The sequence below is a fragment of the Vibrio sp. R10-SG3-ISO3 genome, assembly GCF_059834225.1.
The window spans coordinates 1-26699 of the sequence record NZ_JCBDHE010000011.1 but is presented as its reverse complement, the minus strand read 5'-3'; the positions used below and the strand labels follow the sequence as shown (position 1 = coordinate 26699).

Here is a 26699-nt window from a genome sequence, read left to right as displayed (position 1 = left end):
GTTATGCCTGCTCTTTGTCTTTTTTAGTGTCAGCAGTGGCGTCTGTTTTCTGCTGTTGCTCGATGTTTTTTGGCTCAAAGTCGGCGTCTTTCTTTGCAGGCTCTTCGTCGTTCATCGCTTTCTTAAAGCCTTTTACCGCACTACCTAAATCGCCACCAATGCCACGCAGTTTCTTCGTACCAAATAGAAGTACCACAATCACCGCAATGATAAGCAGTTGCCAAATACTAATACCACCCATTCTTTTTACCTCGGGTCTAACTGTTGAATTCTTAAGTTTACCGCCTAACGACGGTAAGCTCGCCAACTAAGCAACCAAAATGTGACGCCACCTAAGGCGCTGACCATAGACAGTTGCTCATACGGAGTGTTGACCAATATTGCCGAGCATACGACTAATGTTGCGCCAACACCAAACAAAAATTTCCCTGTCGCTTGCTGACGCTTCGACTGACGATACCCTTGATAGAGTTGATCGATACGCTGATTCATCATCTTGCCTTGGCGCAGGCTGTCGTAGAGAAGCTCTGGCAACTCTGGCAGCTTTTCCGCCCAAAACGGCGCGCGATCTTTCACCGCATTGATCACCGCTTTTGGCCCGACTTGGTTCATCATCCACTCTTCAAGGAACGGCTTGGCCGTCTCCCACAGATCCAACTGAGGGTAGAGTTGACGACCCAGTCCTTCCACATACAGCAGCGTCTTTTGCAACAACACCAGCTGAGGTTGCACTTCCATATGGAAGCGTCTTGCGGTGTTAAATAGGTTCAACAACACATGACCAAACGAGATCTCACACAGAGGTTTGGCGAAAATCGGCTCACACACGATGCGAATGGCAAATTCAAACTCATCAATATTGGTTTCACGTGGAACCCATCCCGACTCGACATGCAATTCGGCAACGCGGCGATAATCTCGATTGAAAAACGCCAGAAAGTTTTCCGCAAGATAGCGTTTGTCTTCGCTATTGAGTGTGCCAACGATGCCACAATCTAACCCGATCCAACGCGGATTCTCTGGGTGCTCACGTTCAACAAAGACGTTACCCGGATGCATGTCCGCATGGAAAAAACTGTCTCGGAAGACCTGAGTGAAAAACACGCTGACTCCACGCTCGGCCAACAGCTTCATGTTGGTGCCATTGGCGACCAAGCCCTCGATGTCCGACACTTGGATGCCATATATTCGCTCAGAAACCATGACAGTTTTATTACTGAAATCAGTAAAGACTTCAGGCACGTACAGCGATTCACTGTTGTCGAAGTTACGTCTCAGCTGGATGGCATTCGCCGCTTCTCGGCGCAAATCTAGCTCATCGAGCAGGGTTTTCTCGTACTCGCGCACCACCTCGACGGGTTTGAGGCGTCTTGCCTCTGGCAGCATCTTGGCGACAATGCGCGCCATACGGTACATGAGTTTAAGATCGGCATCGATCACCGGTCGAATATCGGGCCGAATGACTTTTAACACCACTTCTTGTTGCGTCGACTTGAGCTTCGCCGTGTGCACCTGTGCAATCGATGCGGACGCCAGCGGCTCAATATTAAACTCGTCAAACCAGGTTTCAATTGGACCGCCCAATGCCTGTTCGATGGTCTGCTTAGCCAGATGGCCGTCAAAGGGGGACACTTGATCTTGCAATAGGGCAAGCGGATCGGCGATATGAGGAGGAAACAGATCGCGCCGAGTAGACATCATCTGTCCAAACTTGATCCACACCGGTCCAAGTTCTTGCAGTGCGAGACGCAGTCGCTCGCCTAAGGTTTTGTCCGGATGCTGATTACGAATCCAAAACAGACCCTTTCGTGCCAATAACGGCGCTTTGGCGAGTTGATGATTGGGCGCCAGCTCATCCAATCCATATTCGAGCTGCACCTTGATGATGCGGTAGAGGCGTTTTAGCTCCGCTAACGTCATACTCGCTCCAGTAGTTGATTCAATTTCGCTTCCACACGCGCCGCTTGGCTCTTGATCTCATCCACTTGGTCGCAGAAATGCGCCACTTCTAACGGCGGCGGCGCCAAACGCCACTCTTCGGTGACCACTTGCGCAAGGTAATCTTGCTGGTGACGAAGCTGAGTGCGGGCGAACTGGCCAATCTGCGTCACGCCTTGCACTAAGGTGTGCGCCACAACATCGCCGGTGACACGTGAGATCCACTCTTCAATATCGGGTTTGCATTGGGTGATCAATTGCGAAAAGCTCTGCGCCAGTTGGATGTCGCCATCCAGATCCAACTTATCCTGCTTGATGAGTTTGGTGATATTGGATTGATCTTTCAGCTCAGGCAATACCGACACATTGAGAGATAAGGTGCAATCGGGTGTGCCTTCGTAGTGGGCTAACACATCGACTTGTTGACTGAAAACGAAGGTTAAGCGCTTATCGAACTCTTTGAGATGCACTTGAATGACCTGACCTTTCAGTCGCGCCAGTCGGCGCACCAGATCAGGATCATCTTGAATGAGAGTATTCAGTGACGTTTCGATGACCGCCGTCATCAGAGGCTCAAAAGGCATGCTCGGCTCCTTTAGAACTTGTAGCCGCGGTGCAAGGCGACAATGCCGCCCGTTAAGTTGTAGTAACGCGTATTTTCAAAGCCCGCGTCGTCCATCATCCCTTTTAACGTCTCTTGGTCAGGGTGCATGCGAATGGATTCCGCCAAGTAGCGGTAGCTTTCTGCATCATTGGCCACCAGCTCACCCATTTTCGGCAGCAAGTGGAACGAATACGCATCGTAGACTTTAGAGAGTGGGTCAAAGACAGGTTTGGAAAACTCCAGCACCAACAGGCGACCGCCAGGTTTCAGTACGCGGTACATCGAACGCAGCGCTTTGTCTTTATCGGTTACGTTACGCAGACAGAAGCTGATCGTAATTGCGTCAAAGTAGTCATCGGGAAACGGCAGTTCTTCAGCGTTCGCTTGAACATAGTGCACATTGCCCACAATGCCGATATCGCGCAGTTTGTCACGCCCGACATTGAGCATCGAGTTGTTGATGTCAGCGAGTACGACGTGGCCTTTGTCACCAACAATACGAGAGAACTTCGCTGTCAAATCGCCAGTGCCACCTCCTAAGTCGAGGATGCGTTGTCCAGGACGGGCACCGCTGCAATCGATGGTAAAGCGCTTCCACAAGCGGTGAATGCCTCCCGACATAAGGTCATTCATAATGTCGTATTTGGCGGCCACTGAGTGAAACACTTCCGCTACCTTGGTGACTTTTTCCTCTTTCGCTACCGTGGTAAAACCGAAGTGGGTCGTTTCTGCGTCTTGCTGAGATTCTAGAGCTGTCGTCGATTGCACACTAATATCCGTCATTATGATTCCTCTTTTAGCAGTGCTCTCTATTCAATACGGCCAAAGCACTGCGGGCGATTAGTTTACTTTATCCTCAGCCGGATGTCTTTCTAGTAAGTGGTCATTTTCACCGCTAAGCTGTGATTCTGGCAGCGTTTCTTGCTCCGCCAGTTCCACCAAATTCATCGAGATTGGTCGTTTGACCTCCACCCCTAATTGCTTAAAGCTCTCCGCTTGTCGAATCACGTTGCCGCGCCCAGTCACCAGTTTATTCATGGCGCCTTGGTAGTTTTGATTGGCCTTATCTAAGGCGCCGCCGAGGCTCTCCATATCATCAACGAATAGGCGCAATTTGTCGTAGAGCTTACTGGCTCGCTGCGCGATGATTTTCGCGTTTTGGCTCTGTCTTTCGTTGCGCCACAAGTTATCGATGGTGCGCAGTGCCACCAGCAAAGTGGTCGGACTGACGAGAATGATATTGTGCTCCATCGCATCTTTGACCAAGCTAGGGTCGGAGGAAATCGCTACTTGGAAGGCAGGCTCGACGGGGATAAACATCAACACATAATCCAAGCTCTGAATGCCTTTGAGTTGATGATAATCCTTGTGTGAAAGCCCTTTGATATGGCTGCGAATAGCGAGTAAGTGCTCACCTAAGGCCTTGTCACGCTGCTGATCGGTCTCGGCATTAAAGTAGCGCTCATAGGCGACCAGCGCCATTTTGGCGTCAATCACCACCTGCTTATCATTGGGCAGATGCACAACCACATCTGGCTGATAACGCTTACCCGCTTCGTTTTGCAGATTCACTTGGGTGTGGTACTCATGCCCTTCCCTTAGGCCAGACTCAGCCAATACTCTCGCCAGAACCACCTCTCCCCAGTTGCCTTGCTGCTTGTTATCACCTTTGAGAGCTTGGGTCAGGTTGAGCGCCTCTTTGGCCATCTGCTCGTTAAGGCGCTGCAAGTTCTTCAGCTCATGCACTAAGGTGTGGCGCTCTTTGGCTTCCACAGTAAAGCTGTCATTGACTTGCTTGCGAAACCCTTCCAACTGCTCTTTGAGCGGCGACAGTAAGGCATCCAAACTCTGTTTATTTTGCTGATCAACGCGCGCCGTTTTCTCATCAAACAGCTGACTGGCGAGGTGTTCAAACTGCTGTTTTAGCCGCTCTTCGGCTTTCTCGAGCAGGGCGAGTTTCTCTTGATTAGCTTGGGTGATCTGCTCATGACGAGCTTCTTGCTCTCTCAAGGTCGCTTCGAGCTGCGCCTTTTCATCACGCATCAGACCAAGTTCGTCGAGGTATTGCTGACGCTCTTGCTTAACGCTGTCAAAGTAACGCAGCTTCTCTAGCACCGCCATCAACTTGCCGTGAGACTGCTTGAGCTCAAATGCCGCTTTGTCCCGCGCTGCATCCAACGCTTCCAGCTCTTGCTCGGCCTCCGCTAAGGCGTTTTTTAACTGGGTGATTTCACTGTGTGAGAGTTGTTGCTGAGTATCAAGCTTGGCACTAAGCAATTGCTGTTGCAAGCGCATTTTCTGGGTGACCCACCAACCGACGACGACGCCACTGGTGACGGCGCTGCCAGCCGCGGTGATAAGAAGAGAAGCGTTATCAAAAATCCATTGCATGAGCGGCGTACATTCATCAAATTCAAGTCATTTGATGGTATTTCACTACTGGATAAATGTCCAGTTTGTAGGGCAATTGGCCTACCGTTAGACTAGCGCATCACTTCACCGTTTTTTAGGCTTACTATGAATGAGCGCCGCGCGCTGGGCTTTGGTTTGTCTGCTGTTTTGCTCTGGTCGACAGTAGCCACCGCGTTTAAATTAACCTTAGCTGAGTTTACTCCAATCCAGATGCTGACGGTCGCCAGTATCGTCTCTGCCCTCGCCTTAACCCTCATCTGCGCCGTGCAAGGCAAGCTCAATACGCTGGTGACCACCTTGACCGCCAATCCGGGCTATTACCTATTACTGGGGATCATCAACCCGCTGGCGTATTACATCATTTTGTTTAAAGCCTACGATCTCCTGCCTGCCTCACAAGCGCAGGCGATTAACTACAGCTGGGCAATCACCCTCACCCTAATGGCGGCGGTATTTTTAGGTCAAGCCATCCGTAAGCAAGATTGGGTCGCGTGCTGTTTGAGCTACCTCGGCGTCATTGTTATCGCCACCAAAGGCAACGTATTGGCGCTCGATTTTGATAGCCCGCTAGGGGTTGGGCTGGCGTTGCTCTCAACGCTGCTGTGGGCAGGGTATTGGATCTTAAACACCAAAAACAAAGCCGACCCTGTGGTCGGCGTGTTGCTCGGTTTTCTCGTCGCGATCCCTTTCGCTCTAGGGCTGACGTGGTGGGAAGGAGCTAGCTTTGCCGCCATTTCTCCTCAAGGTTGGCTGGCGGTCAGCTATGTCGGACTGTTTGAAATGGGCGTCACCTTCGTCTTGTGGCTCAGCGCCTTAAAATCCACTCACAATACCGCGAGAATCAGTAACCTTATCTTCGCCTCGCCGTTTATCTCTTTGATCTTACTGGCGACCATCATCGGCGAAGCCATTCACCCCAGCACTCTCATCGGCCTTGTGTTGATTATTGCCGGGCTCGTCATTCAACAGGTGAAGTGGAAAAAGAAAGCGCAATGGGCGCGAGATTAAACCCACTGCCCCGCTACATAACCGGAGCTCCAGCACCACTGGAAATTGTAGCCCCCTAGCCAGCCGGTGACGTCGACGACTTCGCCGATAAAGTAGAGGCCTGTGATCGCTTTGCACTCCATGGTTTTCGACGATAAGTGATCGGTATTGACGCCGCCTAGGGTGACCTCGGCGGTGCGGTAACCTTCTGTCCCATTGGGGGCAATGCTCCAATGCTCTAACGTGTTAGCCACGTCTTCCAGAGCCTTGCTGCTAAATTGCTTTAGCGGTTTGTCTTCAAGGGTTTTGCGCTCGATCAGCACTTCAACCAGTCGCTTGGGGAGCACTTTCGCTAAGGTGTTTTTCAAGGTTTGATTAGGGTGTTTTTCCAATGAGCGCGTTAGCAAAGCTTGCACATCGACATCGGGCACCAGGTTCACTTCAACCGCTTCGCCCGGGGTCCAGTAGGAGGAGATTTGCAATACCGACGGGCCAGACAGACCACGGTGGGTAAACAGCAGCGCCTCTTTGAATTTGGTGTTGTTTTTAGCGGTGATTTCAACCGGAATCGCAATCCCTGACAGCTCAGAAAAATCGTCTTTGTCTTCTTTATGCAGCGTAAACGGCACCAAGGCCGCACTGGTTGGAAGGACCTCAAGGCCGAACTGCTCTGCCACTTTGTAACCAAAGGGGGTTGCGCCAAGCTTGGGCATCGACAGGCCGCCGGTGGCGATGACGAGGGATTCGCACTCAATCGCATGGCCATTGGTCGTCAGAGAAAAGCCATTGGCTTGCTGCTCGATGTTGTCAACGGCTTGCTGGTAGCGAAATTGGATACTCGGTTTATCGCACTCGGCGAGAAGCATTTTAACGATGTCTTTGGAGTCATAGTCACCGACACAAAACAGCTGACCATGATCGCGCTCTTCAAACTCGATGCCGTATTTGTAGATCATCGAGATAAAGTCCCAGTTGGTGTACTGTGCCAAGGCCGATTTAACAAAATGCGGGTTGCGTGACAGGTAGTGTTTGGCAGACACATCGTAGTTGGTAAAGTTGCAGCGGCCGCCCCCGGCGATGAGGATTTTTCGGCCCGGTTTCTTAGCATGATCCAGCACTAACACGCGACGGCCCCGCTCTCCTGCTTGGGCGGCACACATCAGGCCCGCCGCACCGGCGCCAATCACTACTACATCAAACTTCTCTGCCATGGTGGTTACTAACTCTGTCATGATTCAATAAAAAAGGATGTGCACTGAGCACATCCTTCGCAATAGGTGGCTATTTTAACGGCTATTGCCTACCTTGCCAATTTAAAGGCGCCGATCATCAAAGAATAAACGCTGCCAGTAAGGTCACCGCGAGCAATGAGGTGGTGAGTATGAACAGCTCTCTGACGCGATCACATTTGCCCGTGAACACTTCATCGTGATGATGGTGATACTCTTTGCTTTTGATGTAATGGAACAGGCGTACCTGCTTGGCCATATTGCCGTGCGTGGTAAAGAAACCGTTGCCGTCGACTTGCTGGTACAAAAGAGGATGCGCCTCGCGCATGATGTATATCAGAGAACGCAGTGCAGTGAGGTAACGGGCCATGTTCACCGCCGTTACAAGCATCAACGTGAATAGAATGGTGTCTGCATTGATCATCTTTTCCTCCCTACATCTTCATAGGTTACCGAAGAAAAGACGATCCCATCAGAGCATCTTTCGCTGACAATTATTCAGCGGCGGTATCCATAATAGAAGATGAACCTTCTTTTGCTAAAGCAGCTAGGTCTTTATCGATGAAGAACAACGCCTTACCATCTTCACCAACCAGTTCTAGCTTGTCTAAAATCCCTTTAAACAACTTCTCTTCTTCGTGCTGCTCTGCAACGTACCACTGCAAGAAGTTGAATGTTGAGTAATCTTGAGAAGTAAACGCAACGTGAGCCAATTTGTTGATTTTTTGCGTAATCATTTGCTCATGTTCATAGGTCTCGCGAAAGACTTCACCTAGGCTCTCAAATTCATGTTTTGGTGCATCAATGGCACCTAGAATCGGCATTGCCCCCGTCTCACTCACATACGTGAATAAACGCTGCATGTGCTCCATCTCTTCAACGGCGTGTTTGCGTAAAAATTCGGCCGCGCCTTCAAAGCCTTTGTCCTCACACCAAGCACTCATTTGTAAGTATAGATTGGATGAAAAGAATTCGAGATTAATTTGCTCATTCAATTGCTCGACCATCGCTTGTGACAGCATTTCGCACTCCTACTAAGTCTATGAACTTAAACTGACTATATCATGCTAGCCACCATAACACTTTGTATGGTGAATGTGGATATGAGATCACCTTGGCAAAAAATTGAGCAGCGAGGTGCTAATCTAACTTTAGGCGAGCGAAATAAGAGGATTCGGTATGAGCTATCAACACATTCTAGTGGCCATCGACCTGTCTGAAGACAGCAAACTGCTGGTAGACAAAGCGGTCTCCTTGGCCAAGCCGCTCGACGCGGCGGTCTCATTCATCCACATTGATGTCAACTACGCCGAGTTGTATACCGGCCTCATCGACATCAACCTGGCGGAGACGCAACATCAAGCTATTGAGGCATCGCAAAAGCAATTGCAAAACCTTGCGGACCACGCCAACTTCCCCATTAAACATACCCTAGTTGGCAGTGGCGACTTAGGTAATGAGCTTTGCGATACCATTCAAGAGTTCAACGTCGATCTTGTGGTGTGTGGCCACCATCAAGACTTTTGGAGCAAACTGCTCTCCTCGACCCGTCAGTTGATCAATTGCTCACCGGTCGACATGTTGGTTGTACCACTAAAAGACTGATTCAAGGGATGAATTGAGATAAAATAATTAGATAGTTTTTGATAATGAGTCTTAATCATGTTTTATCTCTCTTCGGTCACCTTGCTGTGGGCGTTCTCCTTCAGCTTGATTGGTGTCTATTTGGCAGGCCAAGTCGACGCGTGGTTTTCGGTTTTAATGCGCGTCGCCTTAGCGAGCTTGGTTTTCCTACCTTTCCTGAAATTTAAAGGGGTTAAGAAATCCCTGATTGCCAAATTGATGGTCGTTGGCGGCTTTCAACTTGGCTTGATGTACTGTTTTTACTATCAATCCTTCCTGCTTCTGTCTGTGCCAGAAGTCTTGCTGTTCACGGTGTTCACGCCGATTTACGTGACGTTAATCTACGATCTGCTCAAGGGTCGCTTTTCGCCTTGGTATTTGGTCACCGCGGCGATCGCAGTGGCTGGCGCTGCCTTTATCAAGTTTGCCGGGGTCAATGAGCATTTCTTACTTGGCTTTATGGTGGTGCAAGGAGCCAATCTCTGCTTTGCTATTGGCCAAGTGGGCTACAAATACTTGATGGAAAAGCAGCAAGTCGCCCTGCCACAGCATACGGTCTTTGGTTACTTTTATTTGGGCGCGCTGGCTGTGGCACTCATCGCGTTTGCGCTGATGGGCAACAGTGAGAAATTGCCAAGTACGGCAACACAATGGGGCGTTCTGACCTACTTAGGCTTGATTGCGTCTGGGTTGGGCTATTTCGCGTGGAATAAAGGCGCGACCATGGTGAATGCTGGTGCGCTGGCGGTGATGAATAATGCGTTGGTCCCCGCTGGGCTTATCGTCAATATCGTGATCTGGAATCGCGATGTCGACCTAACGAGACTGACCATTGGCGGCGCTATTATTGTCCTTTCACTTTGGGTCAACGAAACCTGGGTGAAAAAGCGTGTAACCAACGCCGCGTAAATCCAAAGTCTAGCGCCTAGTCTAAGGTTAATGCACCTTGGCTTGGCGCTTATCTGTCTCCGCTAAGCCGGTTGGCCAAGAGGGGATTACGTCTAACTTGGCCTGCAGTTTAGCCTGCTTTTTACTGAGTTTTTGCTGTTTTTTCAGCGTTTTTAGCCACTTCTTCTGCTGCTTATAAGCACGTTTGAGCTCTTTTCTCGCTTTCTTGAACGCCTTTTTATCCATCAAATCGAACGTCTCTACTACCGGCATCAAGGAATTCACGGACGTCAGGGTATTTAACTCAACGTCAGCTTTGCGTGCTTTCACTCGCGCAATGACGCGCTGCACGGCTTGCGCTTTTTGCTCTTCACGCTTTGTCTCGATCGCTTGAGCGACATTCTGCGTATCTGAAGGCGCAGAAGCCACTGCCGCTTGTTGAGGTGCGAATAGTGCAGATTCAGCTCGCGCAGAGAGAGGCTTAAGGATTTTAGGTGTATGAGTCGTTGGCTGGGTATGGGCAGCCGCCGCAATTGACGCCGGTTTGCATAAGTGTTGTTTACTGTGACTGGCACGCGCACAAGAGCGGCAGACAAACTTGGGTTCAACCACGAGCTTTTCTATCTCCCCCAAACTGTGTGCGACTTGTTTACGACTCAACTTGCACAAACGCTTTGCCATCGACTTACCTTAAAAAGAATACGAATAGTTCTTAGTAAGATATATAGTCATCAGACGGGCTTGGCAAGCGTTATTTTCCACCGCCATAAAGCACGGTGTGGTGAGTATAAATAGAATCAGGCACTTAGCTCATGGCCGAATTAACTAACTCATGGCTGCATTAACATAGACATCAAAGCGGTTTTTCTTGGTCTCTATCGCCATCGCCGGTTTGACACCATCTAGCCAATCAGCGTAGTCGGGGCGTTTGACCACCACTCTTTTCGTCGCCAGCGCAAGGGCTGGCGTGAGTAGGCCGTCTGCGTCGTGATCGGCGCCCACAAGCGTTTGAAATACGCGCATCTCTTTTTTCACTAACGCGCTTTTCTTTTTGTTCTCAGGATGAGGGTACATGGGATCTAGGTAGACCACATCAGGGCGCACAAAATCAGGCTGACTTGCGAGCGTTTCCAGCGCGTTGTGGCTCGATGCGTGCAGCAGTGACATTCGCTCACTGACCCAGACGCCGATTTCTGGGTCCTGTTTGGCGCGTTCTAAGCCATCATCCAGTAGCGCCGCCACCACAGGGTGACGCTCCACCATCTGCACCTGACAGCCCAAAGAGGCCAATACAAACGCATCTCGCCCAAGGCCAGCGGTGCCATCAAGCACTGTCGGCACCACGCCTTTGTTGAGCCCGGCCGCTTTGGCGATCGCTTGCCCTTTTCCGCCCCCAAACTTGCGGCGATGCTCAGCGGCGCCTCCCGCCAGGTCGACATAAATCGCCCCTAATTTAGGCTCATCGGTTTTGCGAAGTTCCAAGCGCTGCGCCGTCAGCACCAAAGCAAACGGACTGGTGTCACTGTGGCTAAGCCCCCAGCGAGCAGCAATATCGTTCAGTTGTTGGTTCTGTTCAGGGTGTTCGCAGAGAAGTTGCAAATCCACTATCGGCTCCGGTGTAGGTCAGTGTTGAGGGACGCGTGCGCGTCAGTGTAATGGATTTTAGCTGGCTCTACCTAACAGTTTCCCCACTTCGCTACGAACAAATCGCCATTGATGTCTTCGCCCGTTCGCGGCAATAATAGTCTTTCTATTTTCAACAAGGCTGACTATGCAAGCTCACTCCACCAAGCTCGATGACCTCGACAAAGCGATTTTGAAAACCTTAATGGAAGATGCGCGGACGCCCTACGCCGAAATGGCGAAGCAATTTGATGTCAGCCCTGCAACCATTCACGTTCGAATAGAAAAGATGAAGTCAGCCGACATCATTCAAGGCACGGAAGTGATTGTCGATACGAAAAAACTCGGTTACGACGTCTGCTGCTTTATTGGTATTAACCTCAACGCGGCGCGCGATTATCACTCAGCTTTGCAAAAACTCAATGCTCTAGAGGAAGTGGTGGAAGCGTATTACACGACGGGCGCGTACAACATCTTCGTCAAATTGATGTGTCGCTCGATTGAGGAGCTGCAACACGTACTGATCGATAAGTTGCAAGCCATCGACGAAGTGCAATCCACCGAAACCCTCATCTCTTTGCAGAACCCCATCAATCGCAACGTCAATCCATAAAAAAAGCTCGCGTTGTGCGAGCTTTCTATCCAATCTAACTGAACGAATCCAACTGACCCGATCGAATCGGCAGGTTATTTGCCTTGGTTTTCCATGTACTGCTTGAGCTGCTCCGCTGAGATGCCCTGCTGGGTAAGTTGCTTTGCGATGATGTCTAGCTGCTCGCCTTTACGTGACTCAATCACTTGCTGAAAATGGAACACGATATCGCGCAACACATCGAGCGGGACTTGCTTGGCGGCACTGCGAATACGCTCGCTGCTCTGATTGCCGAGCTCGTGAATTAATTTACCAAACATCACTTTCTCTGGAGACTCTTCAAGCTGCTCCATCAAACGCGCTTTTTCGTACGTCGTCATCGACATGGTGGTGGTTTTTCCATCGTTACAAGATTAACTCGCCTCAATATACAAGGATATTTTGCCTTGTAAAGCTAAGCGCGCCCTTGCCTAGTGATGTGAGCAAGGTGTCGACAACAACTTACTCATAGCAGCTTATTTATTACGGTTTACTCATAACATCTATTCGTAACACCTACTCATAACAGTAGTGCCACTCTCTGCCCGCTTTGGTCCACAAAATCAGTAGCGCAGGTGTGATGATGAGCATCAATGAGGCGATAAGCACTTGCGGCTCCCACCCAAAACGCTGCATGGTGCCGACGACTAAGCCCGCTCCACTCATTTGGAACAGCCCGAGTAGCGCAGCGGCGGTGCCCGCTTTGTCACCGAACGGGGCAAGCGCCTTACCAGCCGCCGCACCGAGAATCCACGCAAAACCAATCGAGGATAGGAAGATTGGCAGCATAAAGGCAAAGGCACTTGCTTGCGTCGCCATTACTAGCATCACGATACCGCCTAATCCCAACAACAAGATGCCGACATTGAGCGTGGTGTGCGTGCCGAACTTATCCATAAATCTAGGCGCTGTCATGCACGCGACAATGTTGATCACCGCATTGATTCCAAACCAAAAGGTAAAAGCGTTCATGCTTAAACCAAGATTTTCCATCAGCACCACGGGGGCTGAGGTGACATAACCGAGAATCACCGCCATCGCCAACATACACAAGGATGCGTGGAACAAAAACGTCGGTGTACTCAGCACTTGCCAATAGCGTCGTAGACGAAATACCGGCGCGGTGCTGACTTGCGGATTGGTCTCTTTAAGGCCAAACGACATCGCCACCAGACCAATCAACGCGAATCCGGCCATAAAGCTGAAGTTGGCGCGCCATCCAAATTGCTGAGTGAGCCATGCACCAAGAATCGGCGCCAACGCAGGGATAAAACAGATGGCTCCGTTGAGATAGCTGATCATCTTGCCACTTTTCTGTGGACCGAACATATCGCGAACTGTTGCAAAGGCGGCCACCGATGTCGCGCACGCTCCTAAGCCTTGCAGCAAGCGCGAAACCAGCATCCACTCGATGTTTTGAGCACTCCACGCCAATAAAGCGCTCGCGGCGTAGATGCTGATCCCACCTAATGCAACAGTTCGACGTCCTAGCTTATCCGCCAGCGGGCCAGCAAACAGTTGGCCGACCCCCATCGCGAACAAAAACCATGTGATAGTATCTTGTGCTAAGGCGTGTTCCACGTGAAACGCTTGAGAAATTTGTGGCAACGCAGGCAGATAAATATCAATTGCCAGCGGGCTAAACAGCACCAACAGGGTCAAAAGAATGAATTGAAGTTTGCCGTAGATGATCGGGTTGTCAGCGTTCACTGCTCGCCTCTTTTAAAATGATTATGCACAAGAAAGGATGAAACTCGGCAAAGTCTAAGTTAGTCTAGATATGACATCCAATGACAAATCATCATTTAAGTTATTCCTTAGGGAAATGTATGAATATAGAGAAGCTTGCTCGCTTAGATTTGAATTTACTGGTGTGCCTCAAGATTCTTACTGAAGAGCTGAATGTAACACGTGCCGCTCACCGATTATGCCTCAGCCAATCTGCGGTCAGTAAGAACCTCGCCAAGTTGCGTGACCAATTCGATGACCCTCTGTTCGTGCGCCAAGCGTATGGGCTAAAGCCGACGCCCAAAGCCCTCTTTCTTAAGCCTAAATTGGATGCGCTGATCCATCAGTTAGAGCTACTGACGCAACCCGAGCAGTTTCAGCCTGACAGCAGTGATTACAAGTTTCAAATCGCCGCGGTAGAGAGTGTCTACCCGCTGATTCTGCCCCACTTTCTACCCGAGATTTTTAAACGCGCCCCCGGGGTCACCATCAGCACCCACTCTTGGTCCGATCAAACCTTTAAGCTGCTGCAAAAAGGCGAAATTGATCTTGGTATTACCGGCAAGGACATCGACATCAATGATGCCAAGCTGACTATGTTGCCGCCGAGTGATATTAGTGAACAAGAGATCTACCGTGATAACCAGATGTGTTTATTGCGCGCGGATCACCCTGCCTTGAGCCGTCCTTGGACGTTAGAACAGTTTCTTAGCCAACGTCATGTTCAAGTACGCTGCGATGGCAACGATCGCTGGCTACTTGATTATCGCCTTGCCGACATCGGCAAAGAGCGCGATATCGCCATCACTGTGCCGGACTTCAACAGCGCCGCCAGTCTGTGTTCCTACACGGACTTTGTCTTTACCGCGCCAAGCCACTTCGTCAAGCTTGCCTCGAAACAGCTTAACCTCGCGGTGCTGCCACTGCCGTTAGAATTTCCGCCCATGGCCTATACCCTGTTTTGGCATCGCGACCGAGAGAACGACCCGGCCCTTGCCTGGCTCAGACAAATTATCCGCGAAAAGACGACCGCGTTACGATAACCGCGCTACGTTAGCCGCGTTGCGATAACCCCGTGCAATGCTAGTCACGTGACGACAACTGCGCTGATTTTACGTCACGTAGTCAGTTAACCTTACCCCGCGATCCATACCCGGCTATCGATGCAGACCATTTGCAGCGCTCTGGTAAAAGGAGTAGCTTAATGGCCATAGTCCAAGCCCAAAACGTGATTCGCCCGCTCATCAAGATGCGCGGTCATTGCGAGTCTAAGACGTCGGATGGACACCTCAAATAACTGAAGGATTCACAGATGCTAAACACCACTGAACAACGATTGACAGCCATCAAAGAGTGGCTGGTTCAGAACAATATCGATGCCCTTTTTGTGCCCCATGAAGACGAATACTTGGGCGAGTACATTCCTGCGCACAACGAACGCCTGCATTGGCTAACCGGCTTCACTGGTTCAGCCGGGGCCGCGGTGGTCACACAAACAAAAGCAGCGGTATTTGTCGATGGTCGATACACGGTGCAAGTCACCAAGCAAGTCCCTAGCGAGCTGTTCGAATACCGCCATTTAATTGAAGAGCCGGCATTAGACTGGCTGCTCAGTGAGCTACAACCCGGCAGCGTCGTCGCCATTGACCCACGCATGCACAATGCAGGCTGGCTGGAGTCTGCGCAAACCAAACTGGCGGACAAACTTGAACTCAAGCTGTTAACAACTCACCCCATCGACGCACTGTGGCATGATCGCCCAGCCGCCCTCGAATCACCTGCGCGCTTAATGCCGATTGAATCCGTCGGTCAAACCTCATCATCCAAACGTGAAGAGATTGCCAAGCAACTGACAAAGCAGAACCTTGATGCTGCAGTCGTGACCGCGCTCGACTCTATCTGCTGGCTGCTTAATGTGCGTGGCCTCGACGTCTCTCGCCTGCCCGTATTATTGTCTCACGCGATTATTCACCGCGACGCCAGTGTCGATTTCTTTATTCGCCAAGAACGTCTGCCGCAAGGCTTTGCTGAGCATGTTGGTACCGGTGTCAGAGTTCATGCTCCCGAGTCCCTGGAGTCTATTCTTAACTCGCTTAATGGACGCCGAGTATTACTTGACCCAGCGACGAGCAATGCGTGGTTTAAATTGACACTGCAAAACAGTGGCGCGCATGTCGTAAGTGCAGCCGATCCTTGCTTGCTGCCGAAAGCGCAAAAAAATGCGGTCGAAATTGAGGGCATGAAAGCGTGTCATGTGCGCGATGGCGTCGCCATGGTCAAGTTCCTCTCTTGGCTTGATAACGAAGTCGACAACGGCCAACTTCACGATGAAGCCTACCTAGCCGACCGTTTAGAAGCGTACCGTCGTGAGGATGAAACGTTAGTAGACCTAAGTTTTGATACCATCTCCGCAGCAGGCAGCAACGGGGCAATGTGTCACTACAACCACGAAAACCAACCGACCCCGGGTCAGTTGAGCCTGAACTCTCTCTACCTTGTCGACTCTGGCGGCCAATACCTCAACGGAACGACGGACATCACACGTACTGTGGCCATCGGTCAACCTAGCGACGAGATGATCAAGCAGTTTACCTTAGCGCTCAAAGGTCATATTGGTGTCGCACGTGCCCGTTTTCCAAAAGGAACACGCGGCTATCAAATTGATACCCTTGCCCGTCAACACCTATGGGCAGAAGGCTTTGACTATGACCACGGTACGGGCCACGGTGTCGGCCACTTCCTCAGTGTCCATGAGGGACCAGCAAGCATTTCCAAACGACAAATTGATGTGGCTTTGATGGAAGGTATGGTGCTCTCCAATGAGCCCGGTTATTACCGCGCCGATGCGTTTGGCATTCGTATTGAGAACTTAGAACTCGTAGTGGAAACTCCAACACAAGGTGATTTCCCTGTATTGAGCTTCGAGTCACTCACACGTTGCCCGATTGATAAGCGCAACATCAACATTGATATGTTGACCAAACCAGAGCTCGCTTGGCTTAATGATTACCACCAAAAAGTGTGGAATGACCTCAGCCCATTGGTCGATGGTGAGGTAAGAACGTGGTTAGAGCGCGCAACATCGCCCATCGCTCACCGCGACTAATCGTGCTTTGAACACTCGGTAGATCTGCATATCGCGTGAAGTTGAATGAAAAGGCTCTCAACATGAGAGCCTTTTTTAATTGTGGCGTGGTTGTTTCACGTGAAACATTATCCTGAATAGATTGCGTTCCAGTCTCGCCAAACCGGGTCATACCCTTTCGAGCGTAACGCCTGCTCGACTGATTCAGCACTTCGCTCATCGCTGATCTCAAACTGCTCCAACTCGACGTCTTGCATCGCATATCCGCCGGGTTGTGTTTTTGATGCGGCGGACATGGATGTCACACCCAGTGGCAACACATTGTCCCTAAACTGCGGCGACTCTCGTGTCGATAACGAAAGCTCAACCGTCGGATTCAACAACCGATAGGCACAGATTAACTGAACCAACTGCTTATCACTCATCACGGATTTAGGTTGAATCACCCCTTCCGATGCATTGCCCTCACAAGGACGAAGCCGTGGAAAAGAAATCGAGTAACGAGTTTGCCAGTAGGTACGCTCTAAGTAGTCAAGGTGTGCGGCGACATAAAAGCAATCCGTGCGCCAATCGTCCAAGCCGATGAGCGCGCCTATACCGATCTTATCGATCCCTGCTCTCGCCAAACGATCCGGCGTTTCCAAGCGATAGTCAAAATCTGTTTTGTTGCCCCTCAAATGGTGCTGAGCATAAGTGCGACGATGGTAGGTTTCCTGATAGACCATTACTGCATCGAGGCCCAAGGATTTCAGTTCACGGTACTGCCCTTCATCAAGCGGCTGTACTTCCATTGCCAAGTAGTTAAAGTGCGCTTTAACAAGTGGCAGTGCGCGGCGAAAGTAGTCCATCCCCACTTTGGTTTGGTGCTCACCGGTGACCAAAAGCACACTGTCGAATTTCATCGACTTAATAGCGTCTATCTCTGCCGTGATTTCTTGCTCTGTCAGCGTACGGCGTTTAATGCGGTTCTCCATTGAAAAACCACAGTAGGTACACGCGTTGGCGCACAAGTTGGAGAGATAAAGCGGGATATACAATCCAATCGTGTTGCCAAACCGTTTGCGCGTGAGCGCAAAGGATTGCTGCGCCATTTGCTCAAGGTAAGGCTCTGCCGCAGGTGAAATCATGGCTTTAAAATCTTCGAGATCACGCTTAGATTTCGCCAATGCGCGTTCCACATCCTGATGTGTTTTCGCGTAAATCGACAGCCTGATGTCATCCCAGTCCATGCGTTGATGAATCGATACAAAACTCATTCTGCGTCCCTCACTCTAGGAAGGCGGTTAATGGGCTAGAGGCAACAGCATGGGTGACCTGACCAGCCAAGCCGGATTCAAACGCTATCCGCCCGCTTTCCACCGCCATCTTAAACGCATGCGCCATAGCAACTGGATTGCTCGCTGCCGCGATCGCGGTATTCACCAACACCGCATCTGCGCCTATTTCCATCGCTTTTGCCGCATGAGACGGAGCACCAATCCCGGCATCGACGATGACGGGGACACCAGCTTGGTCGATGATGATCTCCAAAAAGTCTTGCGACGCCAGCCCTTTGTTCGAGCCTATGGGAGCACCTAGAGGCATCACTGCTGCGCAGCCCACCTCTTCTAAACGCTTACACAACACTGGGTCTGCGTGGCAATACGGCAAAACAATAAAGCCATCTTTGACCAACTGCTGTGCCGCTTTGAGGGTTTCAATTGGGTCAGGCATCAGGTATTTGGGATCAGGATGAATCTCGAGTTTAAGCCACTGTGTGCCCAAGGCTTCACGTGCTAAGTGTGCGGCGAAAATGGCGTCTTGTGCAGTTTTTGCTCCAGAGGTATTCGGTAATAGATTCACGCCAGCGGCAATCAACGGCGCTAAGATATCATCTTGCTTATCATGGATATCGACGCGCTTGAGCGCCATAGTCGCCAGTTGCGATCCCGACGCCTCAATAGCGCGCGCCATGGTAGTACTGTTCGAAAACTTACCCGTGCCGGTAAACAGACGCGAGTCAAACACTTTGCCCGCGATAGTAAGCGGTGTTATTGGCGCCATGATCAGCCTCCTGCAATGGCTTGAAATAGTGCGATGGCATCGCCTTGATGGACGATATGTCTGCCCCACTCGCTGCGCGGAACGACACAGTTATTGATGGCAAACACACACCCCACCTCCACGAGCGATAACTCAGCAATGAGCGCCGTTAATGTTGTCCCTGCTTGAGTCGTATGTGTTTCACCATTGACGGTGATAGTGATGGGTTCCATGTTCATTCCTTAACGATGTTTGACTGACACACATGACAAGTGGCATCCACTGAGATAGTTAACGTCTGCCAGCGCATCGTGAGTCCATCAAATAGGTGTAATGTCGATGGGCTAAGTTGTGGCTCATCAAGGACTAACCATTGAATCGCCGCCAGCGCTTGGTAATTACCTAACGTCCCTACCACCGGACCTACCACGCCAAGTTCACTGCATTTTTGACCAGAAGGAAGTGAATCGAACGGGTATAGGCAGTGGTAGCATGGACTATCTTGCTGATAGTCAAACAACGCGAACTGCCCTTGCCACCCAATGGCCGAGGCCGAGATCAAAGGTGTCCGGTTTTTGAAGCAGAGCCGATTGATTTGCTGGCGCGTTTCAAGGTTGTCTGTGCAATCAAGCACGATGTCGGCAAGCATGATCTCAAGCGCAAGCTGGGTATCATCGAGCCGCTGCTCAATCGCACGAAGGCGGATCAAAGGGTTGAGGTTCTCTAATTGACTCTTAGCCGCCAACGCTTTGCTCTGCCCTTGGTCATCGTTTCGATAGATGACTTGGCGCTGAAGATTGCTTAGCTCGACACTGTCATCATCCACCAACACCAATTTGCCCACACCAGCGGACGCTAAATAAAGGCTTGCCGCCGACCCGAGGCCACCACAACCAATCAGCAACACATGAGCATTCGCCAACTTAGCTTGTCCTTGTTCGCCCCATTGCGGCAACGACACTTGTCTTTGGTAACGTAAGAACGCCTCGTCAGACAGCATAGTCATCCCTGCTCTCCTACTTGCTTGTTTGCCTTCATCAACTCAGTAAAAGCCGCAATGACCGGTTTTGGGTCGTCGGCGAGCGTAATCGCGCGCACGACAGCCAGGCTTGAGACGCCGCACTGCCACACCATCGCAGCGTTACCTTGGTCGATACCGCCAATCGCAACCGTAGGAAAGCCCGTACCTTGCGAGCGAGGAATTGAATCAATCAACTGTTGATAAAGCTTCAAGCGCACCAAACCTTGCGGCTTTGAAGGCATAACTTTGGTCGTAGTTGGGAAGATATGCCCGAGTGCGATGTAGCTTGGCGCAATCTGCACAATACGCAGCAGTTCGTAATAGCCGTGTGTCGAGAGCCCTAAAGCGATACCTGCCTGTGACAATGCCTGCAAGTTCGACGCTTCAATATCTTCTTGGCCAAGGTGAACACCGAATGCACCGTGCTTTATCGCCAACTGCCAATGATCGTTGATAAACACGTGTGCTTGATATTGCTGACCCAATGCAATTGCACGAATTACCTGCGCTTCCAAATCGGCTTGCTGTGGATCTTTGATGCGCAGCTGTATAGTTTTAATGCCTAGAGGCAGCAATCGTTCAATCCAACGGACATCGTCGACCACCGGATAGAGACCCAACACCTCTTTCGCCATAGAGGGAAAAGAGATCGCGCGGCCTTCAGTTTTCCAACCGACACGAATGCCGAGAGTTTCGTCTTCCAGGACAGGCGTAGGAAATTGCTCAAAACAACATGGCCATTGAGATGTTTCACGTGAAACATGCCCCATCGCACGTGCGAGCGTCAGTGCATCTTCAACGGGAAAATCGAGCGCCCGCAAGGTGATAAACCATGCGAAGTGCTGTGTAGGATCAAGCGCCATTTGGTGGACATTAAGCGCACGCACTTCAGCATGAGCACGCGTGCTGTGTTGCCAAATATCGAGCACGCGCCCTTCGCACCTTGCGCCAATAACGATCGCATGCGGGGCATAGTCCGCCAGCGAGACATCACCCTCTGCAACTGAGTACACCAGTTGATGGATGTTTTGTTCGCTGTCGTCACTGAGAGAGGAAGACTCAGAGACTTGCGTATCCCGAGCAATCCAAACAGAAGAAGACGCACCGCGCAGTTCAACCGTCGACTCAGCCCCTTCAATCAACTGAATCTCTCGTGTGGCAAACCCTTGCTCGCCGGCTAATGCCAAGCATTGCGCGATATCATCGCGCAATGTGGGCTCTGAGTGAGGAATCACAATTTTCATCGTCGCGTTCCTACGACTCTGCACTTTCAGGCTGCGCGGCAGGATGATACAACTCAGAACCCGATTGACGGAACTCCTCTGACTTTTGGCGCATCCCTTCAAGTGGATCATCGAGCATTTTAACGGAGATGGCTTGGTCGGCTTCGACTTGTTGCGTGTCTTTAGCGTACTCGCGCACTTCCTGAGAAATTTTCATCGAACAGAATTTTGGTCCACACATTGAACAAAAGTGAGCCACTTTGCCCGACTCTTGCGGCAAAGTTTCATCGTGGAAAGCTCGCGCTGTATCAGGGTCCAGCGACAAGTTGAACTGATCCTCCCAGCGGAACTCAAAGCGAGCTTTTGAGAGCGCATTGTCACGAACCTGAGCACCAGGGTGGCCTTTAGCCAAATCCGCCGCATGCGCCGCGAGTTTATAAGTAATCAAGCCCGTCTTAACGTCTTCTTTATTGGGTAGACCCAAGTGCTCTTTCGGCGTCACATAGCAGAGCATCGCACAGCCGTACCAGCCGATCATCGCAGCGCCAATGCCAGAGGTAATATGATCGTACCCAGGGGCAATATCGGTCGTCAGAGGACCCAAAGTGTAGAATGGCGCTTCGTGGCAGTGCTCTAGCTGCTCATCCATATTGGCTTTGATCATGTGCATAGGTACATGCCCAGGGCCTTCAATGATCACCTGCACGTCATACTCCCACGCGATCTTAGTCAGTTCACCCAACGTGCGTAGCTCAGCAAACTGCGCTTCATCATTGGCATCGGCCACCGAACCTGGACGCAAGCCATCACCGAGCGAAAGCGCGACATCGTACTTGGCACAAATTTCACAAATTTCGCGGAAGTGGGTGTAAAGGAAGCTTTCTTGATGGTGAGCGAGACACCACTTAGCGATGATCGAGCCGCCGCGAGAGACAATACCCGTGACACGTTTGGCCGTCATCGGCACATAACGCAACAGCAAACCGGCATGAATCGTGAAGTAATCGACGCCCTGCTCAGCTTGCTCAATCAAGGTGTCTCGCATCACTTCCCAGTTGAGGTTTTCTGCAATGCCATTCACTTTTTCAAGCGCTTGGTACATAGGCACGGTGCCGATCGGAACTGGGCTGTTACGTAGAATCCACTCTCGAGTCTCGTGAATATTGCGTCCGGTCGACAAATCCATCACCGTATCGCCGCCCCAACGTGTTGCCCAAACCAATTTCTCAACTTCTTCCTCAATGGAAGAGGTCACAGAAGAGTTACCAATATTGGCGTTCACCTTGACCAAGAAATTGCGACCAATAATCATTGGCTCCGCTTCCGGGTGGTTGATGTTGGATGGAATGATGGCACGGCCCGCGGCCACTTCTTGGCGGACAAACTCAGCACTGATGTCCTTTGGCAAGTGGGCCCCAAAGCTTTGACCTGGATGCTGTTGGTTCAACACCTCATCGCGATAACGAGCACGCCCCATGTTTTCACGCAGAGCGATGTATTCCATTTCCGGTGTAATCACACCTTGACGCGCGTAGTGGAGCTGAGTAACACACTGACCGCTTTTCGCACGGCGAATGCGAGGTAAGTTACCATAACGCAGCTCGTCTAGCGTATCGTCTTCCAAGCGCTGTTTGGTGTATACCGAACTGACCTCATCGAGCAGCTCCGTATCACCGCGCTCTTCAATCCACTGATCACGTAGCTTAGGCAGGCCCTGGTAGAGGTCAATCGTATGGTCAGGATCGGTATAAGGACCAGAAGTGTCGTAAACGCGAATCGGCTCATTGGGCTCAAAGATCGGCGCGTCTTTAGTACCGCCAATCAAGCTGTCAGCGAGGGAGATTTCTCGCATAGGAACACGAATATCAGGTCGTGAACCTTCTACATAAACCTTGCGTGAATTAGGGTACGCCTGTACCGAGAGGGTATCAATAAACTGTTTGGCTTCCAGTCTCGCTTGTTTGCGATTCGACATAGCATTTTTCCTTGCTCTTTATTGCTCGTAGGAGCATGAGTGTTAGAGATAAAAATGCTTGGCGGAAAGATGCGACAAGAGGGCGATCTGACGCGGGTACCTATCTGTAGATAGATCGCATGACGCTCAGATCAGAGAGAACGAATCCTAGATTAGGAGGGTCGATATCTTCTCTTGTTCCCTTCGCAGGTATTAACCTGATCAGGTTCAACGGATCCCGAATAAACGGTCTCAGCCTTATGGCACTCCGACAAGTGAACCGAGTATATAAAAACGGCTTGGATAAACCAAGCCGACCTGTGTAAATTTTGTCTAGTGAGGCTCAAAGCACCTCTAAGCAAGCTAGCTTTTGATCAGCAGTTGAAAGCCCACCCAAGCGGCAGAGATGCTTAATACCACATTGAGTAAGACATTGAGTCCCATCTTGAAAAAGGCGCCCTGCTGCATGAGTAAAACGTTGTCCATCGAAAACGTAGAGAACGTTGTCAAAGCACCAAGAAAACCGAGCCCGATGATCTGTCTCCATGGTTCAGTCGCAAGGTTGCCATTTTCAAACGCGGCGATCAGTAAGCCCATCGCCAGTGAGCCGACTACGTTAACAGTTAGCGTACCGTATGGAAAACCTCGCCCCAGTAATGTCGCACACAGCTCAGACACTAAATAACGAGAGCACGCACCAACGGCGCCACCCATGGCAATAAACCCTAAAATTGCAAACTGACCCATAACCCCTCCAAATTTATGGCGTTAGTGTAGCGCCAAACAGACAAAAAAACAGACTTCAGATCAATGTAATGACGCTAAACACTCTGTTAGATTTAAAAAGTTACAGGAGTCACTTTACTTCGATATAGCCCATCAAACCGGTTTTCATGTGCTCTATGACATGACAGTGATACATCCACCGACCGGGGTTGTCCGCGACGAAAGCCGCTTTGGCACGACCATTCTTGCCCAGTAGTACCGTATCCGTATGGAACGGCTCTAGGAGCGGCTTACCGTCCATTTCGAGCACGGTAAAGGTATGGCCATGAAGATGAATAGGATGATGGTACTGAGTGACATTTTTAAGATCGAAGATGTAGGTTTTGCCTAGCTCCAACTGCGCCAGCGGCGCAGGAATCGAATGACGACTCATCCCCTGCCACGCCACCTTGTTGGTCAACCAAAAGGTTGGACTCGCCTTGCCATCTTTGCCTACGGGCGTTACCGCACCTTGCCACTCAAACACAAAGTCAATCTCTTCAGCGTTGGGTAGATCGAGCGCGGGCACAGGGTTAAGAGGAAAACTTGGCAGCGCTTGACCCTGTGGCAAATCAGACGCGACGACATCAAATTCACACAGAGGAAAAGGGAAACGCCCCTTCATTTGACGAACAAACACTTTGTTGCCAGCAGATGGCGCAATCAGACCAAGATCCACCCTCATACCCGGTCCAATTTTATGCTGAGAGAGCTCAATTGGCGTGGTGACCGGGTTACCATCAATAGCCAGTATCCAAGCCTCTGCCCCTTCAATCGCAATTGGATAGGTAATGGTATTGTCGACATTAGCAATGCGTAAGCGAGTGGTCGCGTGCGCTTTAAGCGTATATACAGGCTCATGAACGCCATTCACACTGCTCCACTCCCCTGGCGTGCCCATCCGAGCACTTAAACGTGGGATCATTCTCTCCTTCCACTGCCCTTGACTGTCGATGTGCCAATGCTTGAGCATTAACGCATGCTCTTCATCAAAAACCACGGGGTCGCGCTCTTCAACAATAATCAGTCCAACGAGTCCTCGCCCTAACTGTTCAACGCTGTTCATGTGTGGGTGATACCAAAACGTGCCTGCGTCAGGCGGAGTGAATCGATACTCAAACGTCTCTCCCGGCATGATAGGCGCTTGACTGAGAAAAGGAACGCCGTCCATCTCGATCGGTATTCGCAAGCCGTGCCAATGTATGGTGGTAGGCTCTGACAGTTTGTTCGTGAAACGAATCACGACCTCTTCCCCCTGACGACAATAGAGTGTCGGCGCAGGGATCGCACCATTAAACCCCAGTACGTCGGTTTGATACCCAGGGACGAGTTCGGCCCGGCTAGGCTCAGCAGTGAGCTCGTAAACATAGCCTTCTCGAGTCCGAGTTTGCCGAGTCACCGAACACGCAGGAATCATTGAGAGAGCAGACAAAGCAAGTGAAGATTGAAGAAATTGGCGACGACTCAAAGCCATAACGGTAAACACCTAAAACAGACAAGACGTATAATGTAGCAAAATACTGCGAATGATTCTCAGTGCAATGAGCGATTTGTGGTTTTGTCGCGTGCAAGATTAAAAAACGGAGACAAAAAAGGCTCTAGTCTTTCGACTAGAGCCTTAGATATGGCAGGGGTGGAGAGATTCGAACTCCCAACACGCGGATTTGGAATCCGCTGCTCTGCCAATTGGAGCTACACCCCTAAAATTAGATTCAAAAAAACCTCGATAAACGAGGTTTATAAGTGGCGGAGTGGACGGGACTCGAACCCGCGACCCCCGGCGTGACAGGCCGGTATTCTAACCAACTGAACTACCACTCCGCAGTGGTCTATTTAAAGTCTTATCTCAATAGTGCTTTAAACAGATAATGTTCAAAGCCTGGCGATGTCCTACTCTCACATGGGGAAACCCCACACTACCATCGGCGCTAATTCGTTTCACTTCTGAGTTCGGCATGGAATCAGGTGGGTCCAAATCGCTATGGTCGCCAAGCAAATTTTGTTTAAGTTCCTAGAAGCTAGTGCCTAGTTCCTAGAACTTAATAATTCGGAAAGCTGTTAATTAAAGTCTCTAGTGCCTAGATGCGAGTTCCTAGACATACCTTCTAGGAACTAGGAACTATTCACTAGGAACTGAATTCTCGTTCATTCACACATTCAAGTTTCGTTCTTTCATTGAGTCCATCAAAACCCTTTGGGTGTTGTATGGTTAAGCCTCACGGGCAATTAGTACAGGTTAGCTCAACGCCTCACAGCGCTTACACACCCTGCCTATCAACGTTCTAGTCTCGAACAACCCTTAAGGATACTTAAAGTATCAGGGAAGACTCATCTCAGGGCTCGCTTCCCGCTTAGATGCTTTCAGCGGTTATCGATTCCGAACTTAGCTACCGGGCAATGCGATTGGCATCACAACCCGAACACCAGAGGTTCGTCCACTCCGGTCCTCTCGTACTAGGAGCAGCCCCCTTCAATCTTCCAACGCCCACGGCAGATAGGGACCGAACTGTCTCACGACGTTCTAAACCCAGCTCGCGTACCACTTTAAATGGCGAACAGCCATACCCTTGGGACCGACTTCAGCCCCAGGATGTGATGAGCCGACATCGAGGTGCCAAACACCGCCGTCGATATGAACTCTTGGGCGGTATCAGCCTGTTATCCCCGGAGTACCTTTTATCCGTTGAGCGATGGCCCTTCCATTCAGAACCACCGGATCACTATGACCTGCTTTCGCACCTGCTCGAATTGTCATTCTCGCAGTCAAGCGGGCTTATGCCATTGCACTAACCTCACGATGTCCAACCGTGATTAGCCCACCTTCGTGCTCCTCCGTTACTCTTTGGGAGGAGACCGCCCCAGTCAAACTACCCACCAGGCACTGTCCTCACCCCGGATAACGGGGCTAAGTTAGAACATCAAACATAGGTGCTGGAACTACCTGTGGGAAAGTTGCACTTAACCTT

26 protein-coding genes, 2 tRNA genes, 2 rRNA genes and 1 riboswitch are annotated in these 26699 nt (G+C 50.6%); of the genes, 6 read left to right on the top strand and 24 right to left on the bottom strand.

The features are described 5' to 3' along the window. Nucleotide 1: 1 nt before the first annotated feature. Genes tatA through rmuC form a run of 5 tightly spaced genes read right to left on the bottom strand, consistent with a single transcriptional unit; the run spans nt 2 to nt 4933 of the window. Nucleotides 2–241 carry a Sec-independent protein translocase subunit TatA gene (gene tatA / locus AC6R1A_RS01970; protein ID WP_334555437.1) on the bottom strand — a complete coding sequence of 80 codons (240 nt, stop codon included), beginning with the start codon at nt 239–241 and terminating at the stop codon, nt 2–4. A 44-nt stretch (nt 242–285) separates the two neighbouring features. After that, complete coding sequence (gene ubiB / locus AC6R1A_RS01965) at nt 286–1920, bottom strand: ubiquinone biosynthesis regulatory protein kinase UbiB (RefSeq protein ID WP_500632510.1); 1635 nt, start codon at nt 1918–1920, stop codon at nt 286–288. Then, nucleotides 1917–2522 (bottom strand): ubiquinone biosynthesis accessory factor UbiJ, encoded by a 606-nt coding sequence (locus tag AC6R1A_RS01960; protein ID WP_500632511.1) that lies wholly within the window; start codon nt 2520–2522, stop codon nt 1917–1919. Before AC6R1A_RS01960 ends, ubiB begins: the two co-directional genes overlap by 4 nt. An 11-nt stretch (nt 2523–2533) precedes the next feature. Next, nucleotides 2534–3325 carry a bifunctional demethylmenaquinone methyltransferase/2-methoxy-6-polyprenyl-1,4-benzoquinol methylase UbiE gene (gene ubiE / locus AC6R1A_RS01955; RefSeq protein ID WP_334555434.1) on the bottom strand — a complete coding sequence of 264 codons (792 nt, stop codon included), beginning with the start codon at nt 3323–3325 and terminating at the stop codon, nt 2534–2536. A 57-nt stretch (nt 3326–3382) separates the two neighbouring features. Further along, nucleotides 3383–4933, bottom strand: a complete 1551-nt coding sequence (gene rmuC / locus AC6R1A_RS01950; protein ID WP_500632512.1) for a DNA recombination protein RmuC — start codon at nt 4931–4933, stop codon at nt 3383–3385. Between the two features lie 126 nt (nt 4934–5059). Here rmuC and AC6R1A_RS01945 point away from each other — a divergent pair, with 126 nt between their 5' ends. Then, nucleotides 5060–5962, top strand: coding sequence for a DMT family transporter (locus AC6R1A_RS01945; RefSeq protein WP_500630165.1), 903 nt, complete (start codon nt 5060–5062; stop codon nt 5960–5962). Here the strand turns inward: AC6R1A_RS01945 and AC6R1A_RS01940 are convergent. The 3 genes from AC6R1A_RS01940 to ftnA form a co-directional block, all read right to left on the bottom strand. Further along, on the bottom strand, nt 5959–7152 hold the full coding sequence (locus tag AC6R1A_RS01940) for a BaiN/RdsA family NAD(P)/FAD-dependent oxidoreductase (RefSeq protein ID WP_500632525.1): 1194 nt from the start codon (nt 7150–7152) through the stop codon (nt 5959–5961). The genes AC6R1A_RS01945 and AC6R1A_RS01940 overlap by 4 nt on opposite strands. Before the next feature lie 118 nt (nt 7153–7270). After that, on the bottom strand, nt 7271–7594 hold the full coding sequence (uspB, locus tag AC6R1A_RS01935) for a universal stress protein UspB (RefSeq protein ID WP_334555431.1): 324 nt from the start codon (nt 7592–7594) through the stop codon (nt 7271–7273). A gap of 70 nt (nt 7595–7664) precedes the next feature. Beyond that, the gene (ftnA, locus tag AC6R1A_RS01930; protein WP_334555430.1) at nt 7665–8192 is read right to left on the bottom strand and encodes a non-heme ferritin; all 528 of its coding nucleotides are present in this window, start codon (nt 8190–8192) and stop codon (nt 7665–7667) included. A gap of 157 nt (nt 8193–8349) precedes the next feature. Here ftnA and uspA point away from each other — a divergent pair, with 157 nt between their 5' ends. Next, on the top strand, nt 8350–8775 hold the full coding sequence (gene uspA / locus AC6R1A_RS01925; protein ID WP_334555429.1) for a universal stress protein UspA: 426 nt from the start codon (nt 8350–8352) through the stop codon (nt 8773–8775). Nucleotides 8776–8832: 57 nt separating this feature from the next. Next, a complete protein-coding gene (locus AC6R1A_RS01920; RefSeq protein WP_500632513.1) occupies nt 8833–9702 on the top strand; it encodes a carboxylate/amino acid/amine transporter in 870 nt (289 codons plus the stop codon). A gap of 27 nt (nt 9703–9729) precedes the next feature. On the opposite strand, the gene AC6R1A_RS01915 is transcribed toward AC6R1A_RS01920, so the two are convergent. Both AC6R1A_RS01915 and AC6R1A_RS01910 read right to left on the bottom strand, forming a co-directional pair. After that, nucleotides 9730–10362: a hypothetical protein gene (locus AC6R1A_RS01915; RefSeq protein ID WP_500632514.1), complete on the bottom strand. Its 633-nt coding sequence runs from the start codon at nt 10360–10362 to the stop codon at nt 9730–9732. A 144-nt stretch (nt 10363–10506) separates the two neighbouring features. Beyond that, nucleotides 10507–11286, bottom strand: a complete 780-nt coding sequence (locus AC6R1A_RS01910) for a class I SAM-dependent methyltransferase (RefSeq protein WP_500632515.1) — start codon at nt 11284–11286, stop codon at nt 10507–10509. 166 nt (nt 11287–11452) lie between these two features. Here AC6R1A_RS01910 and asnC point away from each other — a divergent pair, with 166 nt between their 5' ends. Continuing rightward, a complete protein-coding gene (gene asnC, locus AC6R1A_RS01905) occupies nt 11453–11917 on the top strand; it encodes a transcriptional regulator AsnC (protein ID WP_334555425.1) in 465 nt (154 codons plus the stop codon). Nucleotides 11918–11991: 74 nt separating this feature from the next. Here the strand turns inward: asnC and tsrA are convergent, their stop codons facing one another. Continuing rightward, on the bottom strand, nt 11992–12282 hold the full coding sequence (tsrA, locus tag AC6R1A_RS01900; RefSeq protein ID WP_500632516.1) for an H-NS-like global regulator TsrA: 291 nt from the start codon (nt 12280–12282) through the stop codon (nt 11992–11994). A gap of 169 nt (nt 12283–12451) precedes the next feature. Then, a complete protein-coding gene (locus tag AC6R1A_RS01895) occupies nt 12452–13645 on the bottom strand; it encodes a multidrug effflux MFS transporter (protein ID WP_500632517.1) in 1194 nt (397 codons plus the stop codon). Nucleotides 13646–13764: 119 nt separating this feature from the next. Here AC6R1A_RS01895 and AC6R1A_RS01890 point away from each other — a divergent pair, with 119 nt between their 5' ends. Further along, a complete protein-coding gene (locus AC6R1A_RS01890) occupies nt 13765–14706 on the top strand; it encodes a LysR family transcriptional regulator (RefSeq protein WP_500630160.1) in 942 nt (313 codons plus the stop codon). Between the two features lie 269 nt (nt 14707–14975). After that, on the top strand, nt 14976–16769 hold the full coding sequence (locus AC6R1A_RS01885; RefSeq protein ID WP_500632518.1) for an aminopeptidase P family protein: 1794 nt from the start codon (nt 14976–14978) through the stop codon (nt 16767–16769). Between the two features lie 107 nt (nt 16770–16876). Here the strand turns inward: AC6R1A_RS01885 and thiH are convergent, their stop codons facing one another. The 12 genes from thiH to AC6R1A_RS01825 form a co-directional block, all read right to left on the bottom strand. Further along, a complete protein-coding gene (gene thiH, locus AC6R1A_RS01880; protein WP_500632519.1) occupies nt 16877–18004 on the bottom strand; it encodes a 2-iminoacetate synthase ThiH in 1128 nt (375 codons plus the stop codon). Between the two features lie 10 nt (nt 18005–18014). Then, the gene (locus AC6R1A_RS01875) at nt 18015–18791 is read right to left on the bottom strand and encodes a thiazole synthase (protein WP_500632520.1); all 777 of its coding nucleotides are present in this window, start codon (nt 18789–18791) and stop codon (nt 18015–18017) included. A 2-nt stretch (nt 18792–18793) separates the two neighbouring features. Then, complete coding sequence (thiS, locus tag AC6R1A_RS01870; protein WP_500632521.1) at nt 18794–19003, bottom strand: sulfur carrier protein ThiS; 210 nt, start codon at nt 19001–19003, stop codon at nt 18794–18796. 2 nt (nt 19004–19005) lie between these two features. Further along, nucleotides 19006–19770 carry a HesA/MoeB/ThiF family protein gene (locus AC6R1A_RS01865; protein WP_500632526.1) on the bottom strand — a complete coding sequence of 255 codons (765 nt, stop codon included), beginning with the start codon at nt 19768–19770 and terminating at the stop codon, nt 19006–19008. A gap of 2 nt (nt 19771–19772) precedes the next feature. Beyond that, complete coding sequence (locus AC6R1A_RS01860; RefSeq protein WP_500632522.1) at nt 19773–21035, bottom strand: thiamine phosphate synthase; 1263 nt, start codon at nt 21033–21035, stop codon at nt 19773–19775. 10 nt (nt 21036–21045) lie between these two features. Then, nucleotides 21046–22989 (bottom strand): phosphomethylpyrimidine synthase ThiC, encoded by a 1944-nt coding sequence (gene thiC, locus AC6R1A_RS01855; RefSeq protein ID WP_500632523.1) that lies wholly within the window; start codon nt 22987–22989, stop codon nt 21046–21048. Nucleotides 22990–23150: 161 nt separating this feature from the next. After that, nucleotides 23151–23249: riboswitch (TPP riboswitch) on the bottom strand. An 82-nt stretch (nt 23250–23331) separates the two neighbouring features. Then, nucleotides 23332–23715 (bottom strand): fluoride efflux transporter CrcB, encoded by a 384-nt coding sequence (crcB, locus tag AC6R1A_RS01850; RefSeq protein ID WP_334555415.1) that lies wholly within the window; start codon nt 23713–23715, stop codon nt 23332–23334. 109 nt (nt 23716–23824) lie between these two features. Beyond that, on the bottom strand, nt 23825–25207 hold the full coding sequence (locus tag AC6R1A_RS01845; RefSeq protein ID WP_500646135.1) for a multicopper oxidase domain-containing protein: 1383 nt from the start codon (nt 25205–25207) through the stop codon (nt 23825–23827). A gap of 151 nt (nt 25208–25358) precedes the next feature. Continuing rightward, a tRNA-Trp gene (locus AC6R1A_RS01840) sits at nt 25359–25435 on the bottom strand. Nucleotides 25436–25477: 42 nt separating this feature from the next. Further along, nucleotides 25478–25554: transfer RNA gene (locus AC6R1A_RS01835), tRNA-Asp, on the bottom strand. A 56-nt stretch (nt 25555–25610) separates the two neighbouring features. Next, nucleotides 25611–25726 (bottom strand): 5S ribosomal RNA (gene rrf / locus AC6R1A_RS01830). Between the two features lie 212 nt (nt 25727–25938). Beyond that, nucleotides 25939–26699, bottom strand: a 23S ribosomal RNA gene (locus tag AC6R1A_RS01825); the annotation flags it as partial.

What these genes read in the sequence shown, in the direction of transcription:
- uspA (WP_334555429.1), top strand. Translation starts at nt 8,350, where the DNA reads ATGAGCTATCAACACATTCTAGTGGCCATCGACCTGTCTGAAGACAGC.
- thiC (WP_500632523.1), bottom strand. Translation starts at nt 22,989, where the DNA reads ATGTCGAATCGCAAACAAGCGAGACTGGAAGCCAAACAGTTTATTGAT.
- ubiE (WP_334555434.1), bottom strand. Translation starts at nt 3,325, where the DNA reads ATGACGGATATTAGTGTGCAATCGACGACAGCTCTAGAATCTCAGCAA.
- tatA (WP_334555437.1), bottom strand. Translation starts at nt 241, where the DNA reads ATGGGTGGTATTAGTATTTGGCAACTGCTTATCATTGCGGTGATTGTG.
- ftnA (WP_334555430.1), bottom strand. Translation starts at nt 8,192, where the DNA reads ATGCTGTCACAAGCGATGGTCGAGCAATTGAATGAGCAAATTAATCTC.
- asnC (WP_334555425.1), top strand. Translation starts at nt 11,453, where the DNA reads ATGCAAGCTCACTCCACCAAGCTCGATGACCTCGACAAAGCGATTTTG.
- uspB (WP_334555431.1), bottom strand. Translation starts at nt 7,594, where the DNA reads ATGATCAATGCAGACACCATTCTATTCACGTTGATGCTTGTAACGGCG.
- AC6R1A_RS01915 (WP_500632514.1), bottom strand. Translation starts at nt 10,362, where the DNA reads ATGGCAAAGCGTTTGTGCAAGTTGAGTCGTAAACAAGTCGCACACAGT.
- tsrA (WP_500632516.1), bottom strand. Translation starts at nt 12,282, where the DNA reads ATGTCGATGACGACGTACGAAAAAGCGCGTTTGATGGAGCAGCTTGAA.
- rmuC (WP_500632512.1), bottom strand. Translation starts at nt 4,933, where the DNA reads ATGCAATGGATTTTTGATAACGCTTCTCTTCTTATCACCGCGGCTGGC.
- ubiB (WP_500632510.1), bottom strand. Translation starts at nt 1,920, where the DNA reads ATGACGTTAGCGGAGCTAAAACGCCTCTACCGCATCATCAAGGTGCAG.
- AC6R1A_RS01875 (WP_500632520.1), bottom strand. Translation starts at nt 18,791, where the DNA reads ATGGCGCCAATAACACCGCTTACTATCGCGGGCAAAGTGTTTGACTCG.
- AC6R1A_RS01960 (WP_500632511.1), bottom strand. Translation starts at nt 2,522, where the DNA reads ATGCCTTTTGAGCCTCTGATGACGGCGGTCATCGAAACGTCACTGAAT.
- AC6R1A_RS01940 (WP_500632525.1), bottom strand. Translation starts at nt 7,152, where the DNA reads ATGGCAGAGAAGTTTGATGTAGTAGTGATTGGCGCCGGTGCGGCGGGC.
- AC6R1A_RS01920 (WP_500632513.1), top strand. Translation starts at nt 8,833, where the DNA reads ATGTTTTATCTCTCTTCGGTCACCTTGCTGTGGGCGTTCTCCTTCAGC.
- AC6R1A_RS01860 (WP_500632522.1), bottom strand. Translation starts at nt 21,035, where the DNA reads ATGAAAATTGTGATTCCTCACTCAGAGCCCACATTGCGCGATGATATC.
- AC6R1A_RS01865 (WP_500632526.1), bottom strand. Translation starts at nt 19,770, where the DNA reads ATGCTGTCTGACGAGGCGTTCTTACGTTACCAAAGACAAGTGTCGTTG.
- thiS (WP_500632521.1), bottom strand. Translation starts at nt 19,003, where the DNA reads ATGGAACCCATCACTATCACCGTCAATGGTGAAACACATACGACTCAA.
- crcB (WP_334555415.1), bottom strand. Translation starts at nt 23,715, where the DNA reads ATGGGTCAGTTTGCAATTTTAGGGTTTATTGCCATGGGTGGCGCCGTT.
- AC6R1A_RS01885 (WP_500632518.1), top strand. Translation starts at nt 14,976, where the DNA reads ATGCTAAACACCACTGAACAACGATTGACAGCCATCAAAGAGTGGCTG.
- AC6R1A_RS01945 (WP_500630165.1), top strand. Translation starts at nt 5,060, where the DNA reads ATGAATGAGCGCCGCGCGCTGGGCTTTGGTTTGTCTGCTGTTTTGCTC.
- AC6R1A_RS01890 (WP_500630160.1), top strand. Translation starts at nt 13,765, where the DNA reads ATGAATATAGAGAAGCTTGCTCGCTTAGATTTGAATTTACTGGTGTGC.
- thiH (WP_500632519.1), bottom strand. Translation starts at nt 18,004, where the DNA reads ATGAGTTTTGTATCGATTCATCAACGCATGGACTGGGATGACATCAGG.
- AC6R1A_RS01845 (WP_500646135.1), bottom strand. Translation starts at nt 25,207, where the DNA reads ATGGCTTTGAGTCGTCGCCAATTTCTTCAATCTTCACTTGCTTTGTCT.